This is a genomic window from Ruegeria sp. CDSA020 (assembly GCF_059612345.1).
Window position 1 is genome coordinate 121,869 of record NZ_JBXWQK010000006.1, and the last position, 16,975, is coordinate 138,843.

General features: G+C 55.2%; 16 protein-coding genes and 1 pseudogene. 10 read left to right on the forward strand and 7 right to left on the reverse strand.

The genetic code is table 11. The features are described from left to right. On the forward strand, positions 1–1,782 hold the full coding sequence (locus tag AC2FJW_RS12155; RefSeq protein WP_496750192.1) for an aminopeptidase P family protein: 1,782 nt from the start codon (positions 1–3) through the stop codon (positions 1,780–1,782). A gap of 65 nt (positions 1,783–1,847) precedes the next feature. Continuing rightward, entirely contained in the window at positions 1,848–2,189 is a 342-nt protein-coding gene (locus AC2FJW_RS12160; RefSeq protein ID WP_142634990.1) for a DUF427 domain-containing protein, read from the forward strand. Positions 2,190–2,529: 340 nt separating this feature from the next. On the opposite strand, the gene AC2FJW_RS12165 is transcribed toward AC2FJW_RS12160, so the two are convergent. From AC2FJW_RS12165 to AC2FJW_RS12195, 7 genes are all read right to left on the reverse strand, one after another. Continuing rightward, positions 2,530–2,811, reverse strand: a complete 282-nt coding sequence (locus AC2FJW_RS12165) for a hypothetical protein (RefSeq protein ID WP_282021446.1) — start codon at positions 2,809–2,811, stop codon at positions 2,530–2,532. A gap of 119 nt (positions 2,812–2,930) precedes the next feature. Next, positions 2,931–3,143: a hypothetical protein gene (locus AC2FJW_RS12170; RefSeq protein ID WP_281972780.1), complete on the reverse strand. Its 213-nt coding sequence runs from the start codon at positions 3,141–3,143 to the stop codon at positions 2,931–2,933. A 48-nt stretch (positions 3,144–3,191) separates the two neighbouring features. After that, complete coding sequence (locus AC2FJW_RS12175) at positions 3,192–4,313, reverse strand: alanine/ornithine racemase family PLP-dependent enzyme (protein WP_496750193.1); 1,122 nt, start codon at positions 4,311–4,313, stop codon at positions 3,192–3,194. After that, on the reverse strand, positions 4,310–5,509 hold the full coding sequence (locus AC2FJW_RS12180; protein WP_496690883.1) for an N-acetyltransferase DgcN family protein: 1,200 nt from the start codon (positions 5,507–5,509) through the stop codon (positions 4,310–4,312). The genes AC2FJW_RS12175 and AC2FJW_RS12180 overlap by 4 nt, the downstream gene beginning before the upstream one ends. An 83-nt stretch (positions 5,510–5,592) precedes the next feature. After that, positions 5,593–6,306 (reverse strand): hypothetical protein, encoded by a 714-nt coding sequence (locus tag AC2FJW_RS12185; RefSeq protein WP_496750194.1) that lies wholly within the window; start codon positions 6,304–6,306, stop codon positions 5,593–5,595. A 115-nt stretch (positions 6,307–6,421) separates the two neighbouring features. After that, complete coding sequence (locus AC2FJW_RS12190) at positions 6,422–6,775, reverse strand: hypothetical protein (RefSeq protein ID WP_142635000.1); 354 nt, start codon at positions 6,773–6,775, stop codon at positions 6,422–6,424. Between the two features lie 772 nt (positions 6,776–7,547). After that, positions 7,548–8,189, reverse strand: coding sequence for a cysteine hydrolase family protein (locus AC2FJW_RS12195; RefSeq protein WP_496743201.1), 642 nt, complete (start codon positions 8,187–8,189; stop codon positions 7,548–7,550). Between the two features lie 145 nt (positions 8,190–8,334). Here AC2FJW_RS12195 and AC2FJW_RS12200 point away from each other — a divergent pair, with 145 nt between their 5' ends. From AC2FJW_RS12200 to AC2FJW_RS12235, 8 genes and pseudogenes are all read left to right on the forward strand, one after another. Next, positions 8,335–9,183 carry a MurR/RpiR family transcriptional regulator gene (locus tag AC2FJW_RS12200; protein ID WP_496750195.1) on the forward strand — a complete coding sequence of 283 codons (849 nt, stop codon included), beginning with the start codon at positions 8,335–8,337 and terminating at the stop codon, positions 9,181–9,183. Further along, on the forward strand, positions 9,180–10,484 hold the full coding sequence (locus AC2FJW_RS12205; protein ID WP_142635006.1) for a glutamine synthetase family protein: 1,305 nt from the start codon (positions 9,180–9,182) through the stop codon (positions 10,482–10,484). The genes AC2FJW_RS12200 and AC2FJW_RS12205 overlap by 4 nt, the downstream gene beginning before the upstream one ends. Continuing rightward, a pseudogene (locus tag AC2FJW_RS12210) lies at positions 10,484–11,253 on the forward strand (Rossmann-fold NAD(P)-binding domain-containing protein). The gene AC2FJW_RS12205 and the pseudogene AC2FJW_RS12210 overlap by 1 nt, the downstream one beginning before the upstream one ends. Next, on the forward strand, positions 11,250–12,020 hold the full coding sequence (locus tag AC2FJW_RS12215) for an N-formylglutamate amidohydrolase (protein ID WP_496750196.1): 771 nt from the start codon (positions 11,250–11,252) through the stop codon (positions 12,018–12,020). Before AC2FJW_RS12210 ends, AC2FJW_RS12215 begins: the two are co-directional and overlap by 4 nt. Further along, positions 12,017–13,897, forward strand: coding sequence for a branched-chain amino acid ABC transporter ATP-binding protein/permease (locus tag AC2FJW_RS12220; RefSeq protein ID WP_496750197.1), 1,881 nt, complete (start codon positions 12,017–12,019; stop codon positions 13,895–13,897). The genes AC2FJW_RS12215 and AC2FJW_RS12220 overlap by 4 nt, the downstream gene beginning before the upstream one ends. Then, the gene (locus tag AC2FJW_RS12225) at positions 13,894–15,045 is read left to right on the forward strand and encodes an ABC transporter substrate-binding protein (protein ID WP_142635012.1); all 1,152 of its coding nucleotides are present in this window, start codon (positions 13,894–13,896) and stop codon (positions 15,043–15,045) included. The genes AC2FJW_RS12220 and AC2FJW_RS12225 overlap by 4 nt, the downstream gene beginning before the upstream one ends. 12 nt (positions 15,046–15,057) lie before the next feature. After that, positions 15,058–15,771 (forward strand): ABC transporter ATP-binding protein, encoded by a 714-nt coding sequence (locus AC2FJW_RS12230; protein WP_496750198.1) that lies wholly within the window; start codon positions 15,058–15,060, stop codon positions 15,769–15,771. Positions 15,772–15,774: 3 nt separating this feature from the next. Beyond that, on the forward strand, positions 15,775–16,662 hold the full coding sequence (locus tag AC2FJW_RS12235; protein ID WP_496706527.1) for a branched-chain amino acid ABC transporter permease: 888 nt from the start codon (positions 15,775–15,777) through the stop codon (positions 16,660–16,662). Positions 16,663–16,975 lie beyond the last annotated feature (313 nt).

The window sequence follows — 16,975 nt, forward strand, 5'->3', positions numbered from 1 at the left end:
ATGTTTCAGTCCTTCGCCGTGACCGCACGGCCGGAACAGGGCCCGCCCCGGCTGGCCGATCTGCGGACCGAATTGGCACGCGATGGGCTGGACGGTTTCCTGGTCCCGCGCGCGGATGTGCATCAAGGCGAGTATGTGGCCCCGCGCGACGAACGGCTTGCCTGGCTGACCGGGTTCACAGGTTCGGCCGGGTTCTGCGTGGTTTTGGCAGAAAAGGCCGGCGTCTTCATTGACGGACGTTATCGCACGCAGGTCAAAGCGCAGGTCGCCGCCGATTACACACCTGTTCCATGGCCCGAGGTCAGCCTTGCCGCGTGGCTAAAGGAACAACTCCCGCAGGGTGGTCGGGTTGGCTTTGATCCGTGGCTACATTCGGCGGGTCAGATCGCGAAAACGCAGACCGACCTTGAAGGCCGAGATATTACACTGGTGCGCAGCGACAATCTGGTGGACCGGGTTTGGCGGGATCAACCCGATCCACCAATGAACCCGGTAAAGCTGCACCCGATCGAATTCGCGGGCGAAAGCGCAGACAGCAAAATCGCGCGTCTGGCGCAGTCCTTGCAGGACGCGGGCTGTAGCGCAGCGGTGATTACCCTGCCCGACTCGATCATGTGGTTGTTGAATATTCGGGGCTCCGATATCGGGTACAACCCGGTGGCGCATGGGTTTGCTATACTGCATGCGGATGGCCGCGTGGATCTGTTCATGGCGCACCAAAAGCTGAACGTGGCGATGGCCGATTCAGTCACAGTTCATGCGCCGGACACGTTTTTGACGGCTGTCGCAGCGCTTGACGGTAAGGTTCAGGTTGATCTTGGTACGCTGCCACAGGCAGTGGCCGATGTGCTAGAGGGGCAGATGGTCGATGGCGGCGACCCTAGTGCGCTGCCCAAAGCCTGCAAGAACCCTGCCGAAATCGCAGGCAGTGCCGAGGCACATCTGCGCGATGCTGTCGCTGTGATCGAAACGTTGTGCTGGCTGGACGCGCAGGCCGCTGGCAATGTTACGGAAACGCAGGTGGTCACTCGGCTTGAGGAGAACCGGCGCAAGGATAATGCCCTGCAGGATATCTCGTTCGATACGATTGCAGGGACAGGACCCAATGGCGCGATCATGCATTACCGGGTGACCGAGGAAACCGACAGCCTGCTGCAAGACGGTCATATCCTGGTGCTGGACAGCGGTGGACAATATTTGGATGGCACGACTGATATTACCCGGACCATTGCTATCGGCAATGTGGGTGAAGAAGAAAAAGCCTGCTTTACTCGCGTGCTGAAAGGCATGATCGCCATGTCTATGCTGCGCTGGCCTGCCGGGTTGGCTGGACGTGATATCGAATCCGTGGCGCGTATGCCCCTATGGGCAGCGGGTCAGGACTTTAATCACGGTGTCGGGCACGGCGTCGGTGCCTATCTGAGTGTGCATGAGGGCCCTCAGCGTCTGTCCAAAGCCAGCCATGAGCCCTTGCTGCCGGGCATGATCTTGTCGAATGAGCCGGGTTACTACCGCGAAGGTGCGTTTGGAATCCGGATTGAAAACCTTTTGGTGGTGCAATCTGCCCCTACCCTGCCCAGTGGTGACGCGGAACGTCCCATGTTGGAATGGCGCACATTGACCTATGTCCCTATCGACCGACGCTTGGTTCTGACCGATATGCTGACGGCAGTCGAACGCGACTGGCTGAACGCATATCACCGCGAAGTTGCCGAAAAAGTTCGACCAAGGCTGGGAGATGACGCCCAACTGTGGTTGGATGCCGCAACCGCACTGATCTGACACCGCATCGTTACATATACCGGGCAGTGGACAAGCGGGAAACCGGACCAGAGGAAAGAGCAAAGATGACCGAGATCACCATTCGCAAGACACCAGGCAAATGGAGCGTCCGTTCAGGAGGCGCCATTCTGGGTGAAACCACAAATGCTCTGGAATTGCTCGAGGGCGATCTTGATCCGGTCATCTATTTCCCTCGTACCGATATCGCGATGGCATTTCTGGATGTTACCGACAAGGTCACGCAGTGCAAACACAAGGGCCAAGCCACGCATTTTTCGATCGTCAACAAATCCTCGGTCACTGAAAACGCTGCTTGGAGCTATGAAGACCCGATCCATTCTGCCTTAGACATCAAAGGCCATGTCGCCTTCTACCCGCTTGATTCCGTGAAGGTCGAACAAATCTGACGTATGTCCCAGATGCGCAATACCTCTACTCAATCTAGTTGTTGCACAATATGAAAGGCCAGATCGCTTTGGCCTTCACGTCAAAATCTGGCTCGAAGTAAGAGAACGATCCTTTACGCTGGATACCACGAAAGTATCAAACGAGCCCGACCTGCACCTTGGGATTTCTCGCTGCGCCTACACTAAAAACTGCTTTTTTCCGGTATTCATGGCGCAGTTTCTTGGCAAAACCCACGCCCAAAATGGTCTGTTTTTCTGGCACCAAATAGATTTACTTTTTGTCGATCTAATGCCGCAATTAATGTGAGTTTAGAGAGTTAAACTGAAGCCTGCTCAAGATCTAAAACTCATCAAATTCCGGAACATTTCCAAGCCTAATGATGAAACTCGGCGCCCCGACCTCGCCACTGTTCGGGTCCTCACTGACCATGTAGGCATCAGCGCCAGCGCAATCGTCGGATAGCGCTTCCCTTTCTGCTCTGTTTTGTGCCTCTGCTGCCGTGGAATATTCAAATTGCTTGCCAATTTTCAAGCTTCCTTGCCCTCCGCGACCGGGCTTATTTTCCACATATGTCTGGCAGATATAGTGAATTTTTTCTGAGCTCTCATCTGAGATTGTCATGGCAGTATCCGTAAAATGAGTATGGGTGCGATTGATGCATGGGAAAAAAAATGCTCGCTAGCCGCTTTGTTCGTGTTTCGATCATTCCAGTCGCGCAAAAAGAAGGGGCGACTATCCTGTCACCGCTTTTTGACGGGCTTCGGCGGACAGGCTTCAGATAATGTATTCGCATCCCTTTCGAGCCGAGTTTTGCGGAGCCGGGCATTCTTGATCTGTCTTTGCTCTGCTTCTTCGTTGACCATTTCTCTAACGATCCGCGTTGTTTTGTCCATCGGTGTTTCCGCCTTGGGAACGTGTGCATTGAAGACAGTTTTTTTTGTCAGCTTTGCCAATGGTTATTCTCCTAACCGTTTTCAACGGTGCATTTATCAGTTGAGTGTTCAAATCGATGCCAGGTGATTGCCTGATCCTTGAGAGACATGCGCGTGTCGTGAATGACTGCCACGGAGCAGCTTTGTCTTAACGTCAGGAGCGGACATAGCATTCATCAATGCACTATAGTTCATTTGGAACTTCATTTCCGATCCTACGCTTTGCGTCGAATGGTAAGTGCCAACGACAAGATGATCGCTTGTTGCACCGATAAACCTGTATCCAGGGGGCATCGAAAGCCCCAAAATGTCCGTATCTTGCTGACCAACGGCCAGAATTATTTGTGTGCTCTGTCCGCTTTTCGGGACGAGGTGAAGTCTTTTGAATACCGGATCGCAGATGCTCTGAGGGTGAGATGCAGGTTTGGACCCTGTTTCAATTACCTCAGCGACAAGCGTGAATGCATCCGTATACATCCCGCCTATCTGATCTCCGGAAACCGGATCAACGCCCAGAAGTATTGCTTCCCCCAGCCTTAGATCATTGATGCGACAAACTGGGTGTCCGCCGAGGGCCCAAGGAAGGTTGGCCGAGTTTCCGCCAGATACCGTGTGAAGGAAGGGACCACACTGCCCCTCTGTTTCATTCGCCAGGTCAGATAGGGCCTCCATATCTGCAGCATTCGGGGCAATTCCCCCCAGACATGCAAAGTTCGCTCCGATGCCTTTCAGCGTAACGCCGGGCATGTCCACCACTTGCTGTGCAACCGAGCCGAGGTCCTTTGGCATGATCCCTTCGCGCAGATCGCCCATCTCAACCATCAGGATAATGCCGTGAATGCAGTCTTTCCGGATCGCGGCGGCGGCCAGAGCGGTAATCACGAGGATTTCTGTATTGTAGCTCGCCTCACAGTATTGGATGACCTGATCGACCTGGCTCAGCGTTGGTGTACGGATCAATGTGATCGGGCATGTCATGCCCGCGTTGCGTAACCTTCGCACGTTACTAAGCCGCGCTTCCGCAAGCCCCACAGCGCCGCCGTCGAGCATTGCCTGAGCGATGGCTGGATGCCCGCACACTGCCTTGGTCACACCGGTGACACCGATGCCGCGTGTCTTGAGGCGCTCGACAACAGTCTTCGCATTGTGACGTATCTTGCTCAGATGCACCTCAATGCGAGGGGTACTCATATCGCAGCCACGGGTGTCGAGTGATGTAACCCAGGATAAGCGGCAACAACCATTGCAAGCAAATGCGAAGCCGGCCGGCTGAGTACATCCGTTACCGGCAGCCCGAGTATTTGTGACTGTGCGGCGATCGTGTCGGTTACCTCGGCCTCGGACATCCCCTCATGATTGAGCGTGACACCAATGACCTTTGTGTCAGCAAATGCTTCGATAAGGGCAATCTCACTTGCAGGCTTGGGCATCGGCATATTGGGAAAGTCACAGCGATGCGCGCGCTTTGGAGCGTGCTGGAGGATTACGGCGTCCGGCTGGCTGCCCCGCAGGATAAAGGCGGATGTGCAGAATGCCGGATGGCTCAACGCCCCTTGGCCTTCGATCAATATGACATCGGGTCGTTCAACCTCGGATGCGTCAACAATCGCGCCTTCAAGTTCGCCGCAACAGAACTGCGGCGGCACGGCATCCATTGCCACCCCATATTTTGCACCCTGCATCAAACCTGTCTGGCCCGTACCAACAAGGACAGTCTTGATGCCTCTTGCGTTCAAAGCACGGGCCAATACGGTCGCTGTTGTCCGTTTTCCAATGGCGCAGTCGGTTCCAAGAACCGCTATGCGCAGTGCTTTCACACCTGCAATACTTCCATCGAACAGGCGCATATCCTTGCTGGGTTTAGGTTTGCGAATATCTCGGATGGTGACTTTGCGTTCGGCCGCAAAAGAGGCGATTTCTGGATCATCGCCCAGATACTCATGCAATCCACTGACGATGTTCATACCAAGTGATATCGCGTCGAGAACAACGTCACGATCTGTCGATGAGAGCCTGCCTGTAGATGGTGCCATCCCGTAAATGAGGGTATCTGGGATTACGGCTTCATGGACAACAGCAGCGTCCAGACTTCTGAAGACCGGAATGTGGTTTACAGTATCGTCAAGAACCAACCCGCTGTCTTTGCCGTCGTGATCGCTATCTATGACAGACAGGATCCTGTAGGCCTCTGAATGGCGAACGAGGCCATTTGCAGTTTTGCCATCCGCCTTGGCAAAGTTACCTTGGCAATAGACAATCGCAGTTGGCGGCAAGATGATCTGAGTGGCAGAAGTTGATCTTATGGGTTCGTCGCTGGTCAATGGCGGCGCCTGCGCCCCGCTAACAGGACGACGGATCGTGTTTGCCACGTTAAAGTCGGTTTTCATGATGTTTCCTTTGTGTGGTCGACACCCAAGGCAACACGGTCGTCACCATCGGATACCAAAGTCGAAATAGTCGCGCCGCGCGCTCAGTTATCGAGAACGCACAGGCCTTTAGATGACTTGAAATTCTTGTTGCAGTTCCAACGGTTTCCGGACCTGTCAAGATGGGCATTCGCAGGAAGCTCTATTGTTTCGCAATTCACACCTGAGGTCGCGTATCCCCGCTCGCACTTCCATCCCGTGCCGTACGTTGCATCGTCCAAGTAGGCATGTTCAGGGATCACGACGGCCGCGCACGTGCCATCCTGTACAAAATATCCACGTTCACATGTCCAGGGTTGGCCGTATCCTGATGAATTCAGATACGCGTTGGCCGGGACCACAATGGCGACGCAACGGTCGTCCAATGCTTCGAACCCACGTTTGCATTCCCACGCGGGTCCATAGGTCGTATCAGCCAGATAAGCGTTTGCGGGTACGACAATTTCTTGGCACGTATCGTCGATTTTGAGAAAACCGCGAGAGCAATGCCAACGTTCACCTGATGAATCAAGGAATCCGCCATCGGGTACAATCACCGCAACACAGGTCGCTTCATCGTTCTCGCGAAAACCATGAAGACATTCCCAACCCAAACCATAGGTACGGTTGGTCGGATAGGCATTTTCTGGCACTACGACAGCTGCGCAGACGTCGCCACTCAACCTATACCCGGCGTTGCATTTCCAACCGTCGCCGTAGCTCGTTGCAGTGGCATTTTCTGGCACCGATTGCGATGTAGATTGAGCGAATGCAGGCATCGAAAATAAAAGCAAAGCACCGAGTGTAAACCCAATCAGCGCCGCACTCATCTGAATGCCTAGTGACAGATTTGCGCGCCAAGTCGTCCGAAAGAGTTGCGGCATTGCCTTTGCCTTATGATCCATCCAGCTCAAGCCCCGCGATACAGGCATCTGCGAGGTCGCGGCTTGGCGAATCTGACCCCGGCAGTGTTGCCCAACCTGTATCCATCATGGCCTTGCGGCGGTTGAAGCCAGAGGCCTCTTGCAGTGTTTCGATTATTTCTTCGCGCTTGGGATCAGCGGTTGACCTGTTCAGGCAGACCGGCACCATCGCAAGCGTTACTTCTTCGCTTGCATGGTCTTTCGCCAACTCTTGAGCGCTGCCGCTGGTTGTCCATCCGCCCCAGGTAAAGCCAAGGATTGAGACCGCAACCGCACCACACAAAGCACCGTAGATGCCTGGTTTCGTCCATTCTGGAAATGTCATTTTCGATCCTCTGGCGGAGAAAGCGCCGCCTCGCTGTTTTATGTCTTTCTGCGCAATCTTGATCTTGCGCCCGGGCCAATCCCAGGACGCGATGGTCGATAGGCGCAGTTCTTGCCTATCGGAAGCTCATTTGATCAACGGTTGCGTTGTGGTTTATTGGCAAGCCATCGGTGCGTCTGATCACCACAAACGGATCAACTAACGTCACAAGCGATGTGGTCGTGCGCGAAAACATCGGCAACTTTCCCAAACATCATATCCAAGTAGAGGACGTGACAGCTGAATTTTCATGATGGAAGAACTTAGTTCACTCTAGCAGGCGATACGCCTGGGCTGCAGAAAACCAGAACTTTAGTGGTTCCTATATAACCACTTGGAGACGCAATTACAACGCTCGTGGCCTTACCGCTGTTCCCAAGGCCCCGATACCGATCAAAAAAATGGTTTCAACCTGGCATTTGCTTTGTGTATCGGCAAATCCGTGACCACTTATGTAGCCTTTTTAGTATGTCACTCTGAAACTGGCATTCGCTGCATCAAGGAAAACATGTAGTGAGGGCAGATAATGCTCGGACGTTTTACCGAAAAGTGTGGATTTGTCTCTGATCTCACATGCTGTTTTGAGTGTGCCTCGCCAAATATTTCTGAGCGAATTTTTGGATGATGACAGGTTGAACTGACGCGCAGGGGAAAATCGGAATTTGGCGAGAAAACGGGTGTGGGTAACGCCTGAGACGCGCCGTCAAACGGATCGGCTGGGCGCCTCACCGACCTAGCCACGACCGATTTCGTCAAGCAATTCGGCTGTCGTCACCTGACGGCAGTAGCCTTTGATCGTTTGCAGGGAATTGTCGTGACGCTCTTGCGTGTAGGTCATGCAAGCATCCGTCACTTGGGTGACCAGATAGCCCAGATCACAGGCATCGCGAATTGCGCTTTCGACGCATTGATCGGTCACGATCCCCGCCAGCACCAATTGCTTTATGCCGAGATTGCGCAACACGTAATCTATGTGGGTCGAGACAAAGACTGAGGACGAAGATTTTGGAAACACGATCTCATCATCGGCTGGTGCCAGTTCGTCGATCACCTTGCCGTCCCAGGATCCTTTGGGCACGTTGAAGCCCGTGATTTTGTAATCCAGAGATCTGTCGCGCCCGTCTTTGGTCAGACTTTCAATCGTTGTGTAAAGAACCTCGATTCCTGCCGCGCGAAATCCCTTTTGCAAGGCTTGCATATTAGGTACGATACGGGATTTCAGCTGCTCAAAAAACCAGCCAAACTTTGCGTCAAAATCGGCATTTGTCAGCCCTTCGAATTCGGCACCATCCCTGTGGGCTGCAAAGTTCTGCACGTCAATAAACAGCAATCCCGATTGGTCATGTTCTAGTGGAAGATCGCGGGTCATTTCCATGTCTGTCTCTGCTTTCAAATATTTGCCCAAGAGGTTTAATTTTATGAATGAGGGCGATCATGACGTCCATACTTAAAGAAAATAAAATTCCAAAGTCAATTCAATTTAGATTGACAGAAAATATTTTTCCATCACCATATAGCGCATGTTGATCAGAGACCGCATCGAAAACGCAGCCGATATGCTAACCAGCGGAGAGCGCAAACTTGCTGCAGCTATCCTGTCGGATTACCCATTTGCCGGCCTTTCCTCGATCCAGGAGCTGGCAAAACACGCCGAGGTGTCACCGCCTTCAATCTCACGGTTTGTTACCAAGATTGGACTTGATGGATATCAGGATTTCCAACGTGATCTTATCGCGGAATTGAAAGAAGGGCACCGCTCGCCGGTTCAACTCCACCAGGCGGAACGGCCCGTTCATGGGGGATATCTGAAGGACTTTATTTCCAAATCGGCCAGCCAGATGGCCATGGCGGCTGATGCTATCACCGAAGATCAGTTTAACCAGATCTGCACCCTTCTGACCGACCCGAAACGCAGCGTTTACGTGCTGGGTGGCCGGATCAGCGATACGATCGCCAAGCATCTTTCGTTCCACCTGCGTCAGATCCGCAAGGATGTGTTTCATCTGCCTGATACGCCTGAAGGCTGGCCAGAATATCTGTTGCGGATGCGGCCCGGGGATATCCTTTATGCTGTTGATTTTCGCCGCTACCAACCCGCGCTGGAGCAGCTGTCGCTTGTTGCCTCACGCGATCGGAGTGCCCGTGTGATCCTGATGACGGACAAATGGATTTCACCGATTGCCAAACACGCCCATGAGGTCATGCCGGTGCCAATTGATAGCGGCACCTTGTGGGATACTTACTCAGCGGCTCTCTCGGTGACCGAGGCCATCGTGACGCGGATCGCCGAGGACAACTGGGATCAGACCCGAGAACGTATCAAGGCCTGGGATGCTTTGCGCTTTACTCAAGAGGAAAATGAAAAATGACCCTGCCGCTAATTTTTGCTGCCATATCCGATGTTGCCGGAAAGGTGCGCGGCAAAGCCTTTCCCGCTGATCAGTTGGAGAAACGGCTGGTGCGGGGGGTCGGCTGGACCCCTACCAATGTGCAGATCACCTGTTTCGACATAATCGCTGACAGCCCGTTCGGCGCGCTAGGTGATTTGCTTTTGATTCCCGATGCAAACGCAGAGGCCCGGGCGACATTTGGAGATGTGACCGAGCATTTCCTGATGGGCGATGTCGTCACGCTTGACGGGGATCCTTGGGCCTTTTGTACGCGCGCTATCCTCAAATCCGCGCTGAAGCGCCTGCATGATGTAGCAGGCGTTCATCTGATCTCGGCGTTCGAGCACGAGTTTCAACTGAAAAGCCCACCGGCGGTGGAAAACCAGGGATACGGACGCGAAGGGTTCGAGATTCAGCGGAAGCTTTGCGAAGTGCTGATGGCGACACTCGCCGAAAACGGGCTCGAGCCAGACAGTATCATGAAGGAATTCGGCCCCAATCAATACGAGGTCGTTATCGGCCCTGCCAAAGGTGTGCGCTCGGCAGATGCGGCAGTAATCCTGCGCGAGCTTACTCGCTCGGCAGCGCGTCACCTGGGTGAGGCTGCAACCTTTACGCCAATCCGCGATGTGGCGAGCGTCGGCAATGGCGTTCATATCCACATGAGCTTTGTCGACGATGCCGGCGAGCCGGTCACATTTGATGCAAGCGGCCCCTGCGGGATGTCCAGACTTACTGATGGGTTCGCTGCTGGCGTGCTAAAATACCTGCCTAACATTTTAGCGCTGACGGCACCGTCTGTCGTGTCATACGAACGCCTTACTCCGCACCGGTGGTCGGCTGCGTATAACAATCTCGGGTTCCGAGACCGCGAGGCCTCGTTAAGGGTCTGCCCTGTGACGGCAAAGGACCCCGCTTCAATCGCCAGACAATTCAACATTGAATACCGCGCGGCGGATGCAGCGGCGTCGCCTTACCTGGCTTTGGCCGCTGTTGTACATGCTGGTGTTCAGGGGATCGAAGATGGGCTGAAAGCGCCTGCGCCGACCGAGGAAGACCTGTCGCTTCTGTCAGCGGATGATCTCACGGCGCGTGGTTTTGTGCGCCTGCCCGAAACGCTTGAGGCCGCCCTTGAGGCGTTTCAGGCGGATACGACAGTCACCGGTTGGTTCGGACCAGATTTCGCGAGTGTCTACGCCGCCCATAAGGCTGCAGAAATCGACGCGGTAAAAGACATGGACACAGCACAGAAATGCGCCGCGTATGAAGGAACATACTGATGAGCGCGCCCTCTGACAGAGCATTGGTTCCATTTGTCAGCGTCGAAAACATGCGGGCCCTGGTCCATAAGCATGGCCTATGGGACTGCCTTACAGAATTGGCCAATATGATCGAAGCCGATTTCAAACGCTGGCCGGTATTTGACAAGACACCGCGCGTGGCGTCCCATTCTAAGGTCGGTGCGATTGAACTGATGCCAACCTCTGATGGTGTGGATCACACCTTCAAGTCCATGAACGGGCACCGATCGAACACCAAGGTCGGCCTGCAAACCCTAACCGCCGTTGGTGTGCTGGACTCTGTAGATACCGGCTATCGACGACTCATTTCTGAAATGACCCTTCTGACGGCGCTTCGCACGGCGGCAACAACGGCGATGGTGACGCGTATACTGGCCCCCAAATCAGCTAAAACCGCTGCGAGTATCGGCAACGGGATATTCTGATGCGCAATGACATTTCTGTAGAGTACCCAAAACAGACGCGCATCGAGGGCGATATCCAGCAACTCGACCCGGATCACGCGGTCAACGAACTGTGGCAGGTTCTAACGGGTTCTAAAAAGGGACGAACCTCCGAAGACCAGATCACGGTTTTCGATGGTGTTGGCTTTGTGGTCGAGGATTTCTCGGCCACGCGCTGGCTGCACAAAAAAGCGACTGACGGCGCCCCAAGCGAAATGCTGGATCTGATTGCCGACCCGCACGATCCCAAGGATCTGCTCGGTATGATAAGACGATACACACACCGTGCGGTCCAAGCTGCATGAATTTGTGTACTCATACCTTATTGGGGCCGAACGATCCTGCGCCGATTGACGTCGTTAATGCAGATAGCACGTCGGAGATCGTGCTGCTGTGTGAGCATGCAGGCAATGCGGTCCCCGAGATGCTTGGAGATTTGGGCGTCCACCGCGACGTCATTGAAAGCCACCGCGGCTGGGACATTGGTGCTCAGAATGTAGCGCGCCAGTTGGCTGAACAGTTGAACGCGCCTCTCGTCGTCCAAAATTACTCACGGCTGGTATTTGACTGTAACCGTCCCCCTGACAGCCCCTTGGCGGTCCCTGCGATCAGCGACCAGGTTGAGGTGCCGGGGAACAGCGCGATCACCGAATTGAGCCGGGCCATGCGTGTCGATGAAATCTTTCGACCTATGGATGCAGAGTTGAATCGGCTCTTTGCCAACTGTCCGCGTCGTGCCGCGTTTTCGATCCATTCCTTTACACCGCATCTCGATGGCAAGGACCGGCCTTGGCAGGCAGGCTTTTTAAGCCGCGGTACAGGCGGTGCTGCCAAAGCATTGATGGCACATATCGCGCAGCACCGCCCTGACATGACCTTTGCGTTGAACAAGCCCTATCAGATCGAAACTGAGGGCGATTGGTTTATTCCAGCGCATGCAGAACCCCGTGAGCTTGTGCATTGCCTGATTGAAATTCGAAACGATCAAATCCGCGAACAATCACAAGTCGGGCTGTGGGCGGATCTGCTGGCAGACGCAATCCTTACAGCGGTAGCGGACATTCCCTCATGAGCATCGCCCCCCTTCATACACATCCCGGACGCTTGCGGGCGTCCAACTTGCTCCGGACGGCGGCGGCGGTTGCTGTGCTGCTGGCTGTGGTGCTTGGGCTGACGTTGATTTTTGGACGCACTGGCGAGCGGATTGCTGTACAGATGTGTGTCAATGTGGTCGCTGTAGTGGCCCTTGCGATTTATTGCGGCAACACGGGCATTGTGTCTTTCGGGCATGGCGCGTTTTTGGCGCTAGGCGCTTATCTGTCAGGCATTCTCACCATGCCTGCTGCTCTTCAACGTTCTGCCCTACCGGATCTACCGTCATTTCTGGCAGGCCATGAAGTAACGATCTGGGTGTCGCTGCCGGTGGTCGCCCTTGCTGGACTTGCCTTTGCAGCTCTAACCGGAAGCGCCATCGCTCGGCTTGTGGGTGCGTCTGCCACGATTGCCACGCTTGGCCTGCTGATCATCGCCCATGGCGTGGCCATCGCCGCACGCGAGATCACACGCGGCAGCCAGACGTTTTACGGTGTGCCAAGGGTGACAGATCTGGTTCTGGCCCTCGGCGCGGCCACGGTCGCAATCCTGCTGGCCCGTTGGTATCGCGAAAGCCGTTTGGGCCTGTTTTCCCGCGCGGCCCGTGACGATGAGGATGCCGCAACAGCACTTGGCATCAATGCCCGACGCACAAGATTCATCGCTTGGTGTGCCTCTGGTAACATGGCGACAGTCGCGGGTGCACTTTACGGGCATATGCTGGGGGCATTTTCACCCGCATCCTTCTACCTTGGGCTCGTCTTTGCGCAGGTGGTCATGATGATTGTCGGCGGAATGTCATCGGTTGGCGGCGCAGTGGTCGGGGTGATCGCGGTGACGCTGCTGCAGGACACTGTGCGCCAGTTCGAAGGCGGCTCAACTGTGCTTGGCGTCACCTTGCCCGAGGTCTTTGGCCTGACGACGATTGTCTTGGGGCTTGCCATCCTGCTGGTGATCTGGGCGCGACCTCAGGGTCTGGTCGGAGGCTTTGAACTTGGCCCTGGCGCCGATGCAAATCTGCTCGGGCGCCTGAAGTCCCGAGTAACTCCTGCGCGCACGCCCGAGCCCGTCGTCCCAGCCACGCTGAAAGCATCAAACCTGTCAAGAAGTTTCGCAGGCGTCAAAGCCGTAAGAGACGTCAGTTTCGAAGCTCCGACTGGGCGCATCACTGGCCTGATTGGCCCCAACGGTGCTGGCAAGTCCACGCTTGTTAACTTGCTGACACGCTCCTATCAGGCGGACACCGGTTCTGCGCATATGGGTGAGGTTGATCTGACCCGTGTCTCGCGTCACAAAGTGCCAGGCTTTGGTGTCTCGCGTAGCTTCCAGAACTTGCGCCTGTTCAGCGGTCTGACAGCCTACGAAAATGTTCTTGTTGCCGCTTTGGCCGCAGGTCACGACCGCAAGACTGCCGCGGCTATCACCCTGCGTGAACTGGATGCTTTTGATCTTGGGGAAGTCGCCGGGTATCGCGCCGACAGCCTGCCATATGGTGCCCGCAAGCGCCTGGAAATCGCCCGCGCTTTGGCACAAGACCCGAAGATTCTTTTACTGGATGAACCGGCCGCTGGCATGAATCCCGGCGAAACAGATGACCTGGCTGATCGGCTGATTAAGGTCGGCAAAACACGCGGCATCGGTGTCCTTCTGATCGATCATGACCTGAGGTTCGTGAACCGCCTGTCGGACTGGATCGTGGTGATGCACCAAGGTGGCGTCATCGCGCAAGGCACGCCTGAAGACGTGCGCGCAAATCCCAAAGTCATCGAGGCTTACATCGGCAAAGGGCGCACAGCCCAAAAAGCAGAAATTAGCGAAACCAACCGAAGTCAACCAACAGAGGTAGCAATAAAATGATACGTAATGCCCTTCTTCTTTCAACAGCAGTTATCACCGGCCTGGCTGGAACAGCGATGGCTGAGAGTTATAAAATCGGCGTAATGTCCGCGCAATCGGGCTATCTGGCCCCCTATGACGGACCCGCCTATGCCGGGTTCCAGTTCTGCATTGACGAAATGAACGCCAAGGGGGGCCTGAACGGCACAACACCGGTTGAGTTGATTGTGCGCGACACCCGGTCTGACATCGCCGAAGGCGTTAAAGTTGTACAGGAAATGATCGATGACGGCGCGCAGTTCATCGTGGCGTCAGCCGATGCCGATCCGACAATCGCGGCGGCCCAGATCACAGCGGCTGACAGCATCCCAACAATGACCTTTGCCGGAACAGCCCCGGTTCTGACGCAAGTCGGTGAACATGTCTTTGGCAGTTACCCCGCGGACAACCAACAGGCCGCCGTACTGGCAGGCCACGCACGCGAGCAAGGGTTCGAACGTGTCTGGCTCGTGAAATCCCCAGACAGTGCCTACACATTGGGTGGGCCCGAGTACTTTGGCGAGGCCTTCACATCGCTTGGTGGTGCCGTTGTCGGGGAAAGCAACTATTCGCTGAACCAGCCCGACTTTTCTGCCATCGTGACGACCATCAAGAATGCGGATACCACCCCGGATGTGATCGTCACATGGGCTTGGGAGCCTGATTTCCCGGCCTTCATCCGTGCGCTGCGCGGTGCCGGGGTTGATACCCAGGTGATGGGAGGTGACGTACTCGATTCACCAACCGTACGCGGCCTTGGTGATGTCGTCACAGGCGTAGCGCATACATCTGGTGGCTTCCCAGACGAAGGCTCTGCCTATGCCGATTTCATCGCGCGGTTCTCTGCTGCAAAGGGAATCACGCCTGACAACAATTACTACGTCAATGGCTGCGATATTGCGCATATGATCGAGGATGCTGTCGCAGCGGCTGGCACGACAGACCCTGCTGCCGTGACTGCCGCGATGGCCGGCATTGAGAATGGTGAGGGTATCATGTCCAATTTCACTTTCGCGGGGACCGACCGGATGCCTCTGCGTGATGTTGTGGTCGCACGGATTACCGATGCAGGCGAAAAAGAGTTTGTCCTGCGCACCTCAGCTGATCCCGCAATCCTGCCACAGCCGTAAGGTCTGAACCCAATGGAAACAGCACTCGATATCCAAGGCTTGCACGTCCGCTATGGCCCAATCCGCGCGGTTCAGGGCATTGACCTGATCGTCCCCAAAGGCGGCATAACGGCGCTTTTAGGGGCCAATGGCGCAGGCAAGACCACGACGGTCATGGCCATCGCAGGTGCTTTGCCCGTGGTATCGGGCGCTGTTTCCCTTTTTGGCAAGGATATGACAGGGGCCGCACCCGACGCCATTGTGCGGGCGGGTGTGGCCATCTCACCGGAAGGACGCCGCGTGTTTGCGCAGCTGACGGTCGAAGAAAATCTTGTGCTGGCCGGATCAATTCTGGGCGACGAGAAGCTCAGCGCCAAACGTTTGGCCGAGATGAAAGAGCGTTTCCCGATCCTGGGCGAACGCCGCCGTCAGATGGCGGGGCTTTTGTCGGGGGGCGAACAACAGATGCTGGCGGTGGGACGTGCCTTGATGAGCGGACCGCGCTTGCTCTTGCTGGACGAACCGTCGCTTGGCCTTGCGCCGCAGGTCGTGGATCAGATTTTCGACATCGTAGAAGAATTGAAAGCCGACGGTATTTCAGTGCTTCTGGTCGAGCAAAACGCGGCTCTTGCCCTGGACATTGCCGATCATGCTGTCGTGCTGGCGAATGGCGCTGTTGCCGCTGCCGGTTCACCGTCGGAACTAGCAAATAACGCGGTCTTGCAATCCGCATATCTGGCGGCTTGAGCGATGGAAGTTCTTCTTCAACAAATGATCAACGCGCTTAGCCTTGGGGGAATTTATGCGATGCTGGCCCTGGGGCTGGCGATTGTGTTCTCTATTGTACGATTGATCAATTTCGCGCATGGCGAAATCATGACGTTCGGGGGCTATGGCATCTTTCTGGCCATGAGCTTTGGCCTGCCGCCGATCGCCGCTCTTGTTGTCGGGCTTGGGGCTTCTGTGTTCATGGCCATGGCAATGGAGCGTACAGCGTTTCGCGCCATGCGCGGCGCGGATGTCGTTGCACTTTTGATCACATCTTTCGCTGTGTCCGAGATCCTCAAAGTTCTGTTCCAGAACGGAATTTCAGCCAGACCCGTCCCGATCTCTTTTCCAGCGTCATGGTCTGGCACCTATCATTTCGGCCAGACGACATTTGGCATTATCCCGACCGTATCAATCATCGTAACATTTTCAGCCCTTGCAGGCCTGACATTCGTGTTGCGGCGCACAACGATTGGCATGGCCATGCGCGCCGCTGCCGAAGATATCGAGATGCTCAAACTGCTGGGTATCAAGGCCAACCGGGTCGTTGCTGTGGCTTTTGCCCTGTCAGGGCTACTTGCGGGTATTGCCGCTGTCATCTGGACGGCACAACGCGGGTCAGTGGATCCACTGATGGGATTTTTCCCCGTTCTCAAGGCCTTCATAGCGACCGTACTTGGGGGTTTGGGCAGCTTGGGCGGTGCTGTCCTTGGTGGGTTCATCGTCGGCGGGCTGGAGGTTCTGCTACAGGCTTTCCTGCCAGACAGTCTGGCCCCATACCGGGATGCAATGGTTCTGGCCTCAGTCATCTTGTTGTTGCTGTTACGCCCGGATGGCCTCCTTCCAGCGGCGAATGCCAACAGATCGTAAGGAGCGGTGTTGGCGCATAGTTCATCACTCGCTCGGATTGTTGCCCTCAGAGCGCGATGACAGACAAAGAGTGTGCAAATCGGATTCTGCGGAAATTGAATCTAACTTTCAAAATCAGACATTGGTGCAGCCGCAGCGGAACTGGGCTGTACCACACTGCCGTTTTTTGGCCAGATACCGACAAGAGTCCGCAATAGATCAGAATTCCTCGATGTTACGGCCAATATTGCATGACCCGCTAGCTCGAAAAGATTCTGGGAAGCTGTCGACGGCTCAAAGTTGCGCGTCGTTCCACAAATTCCAGAGCGTCAGT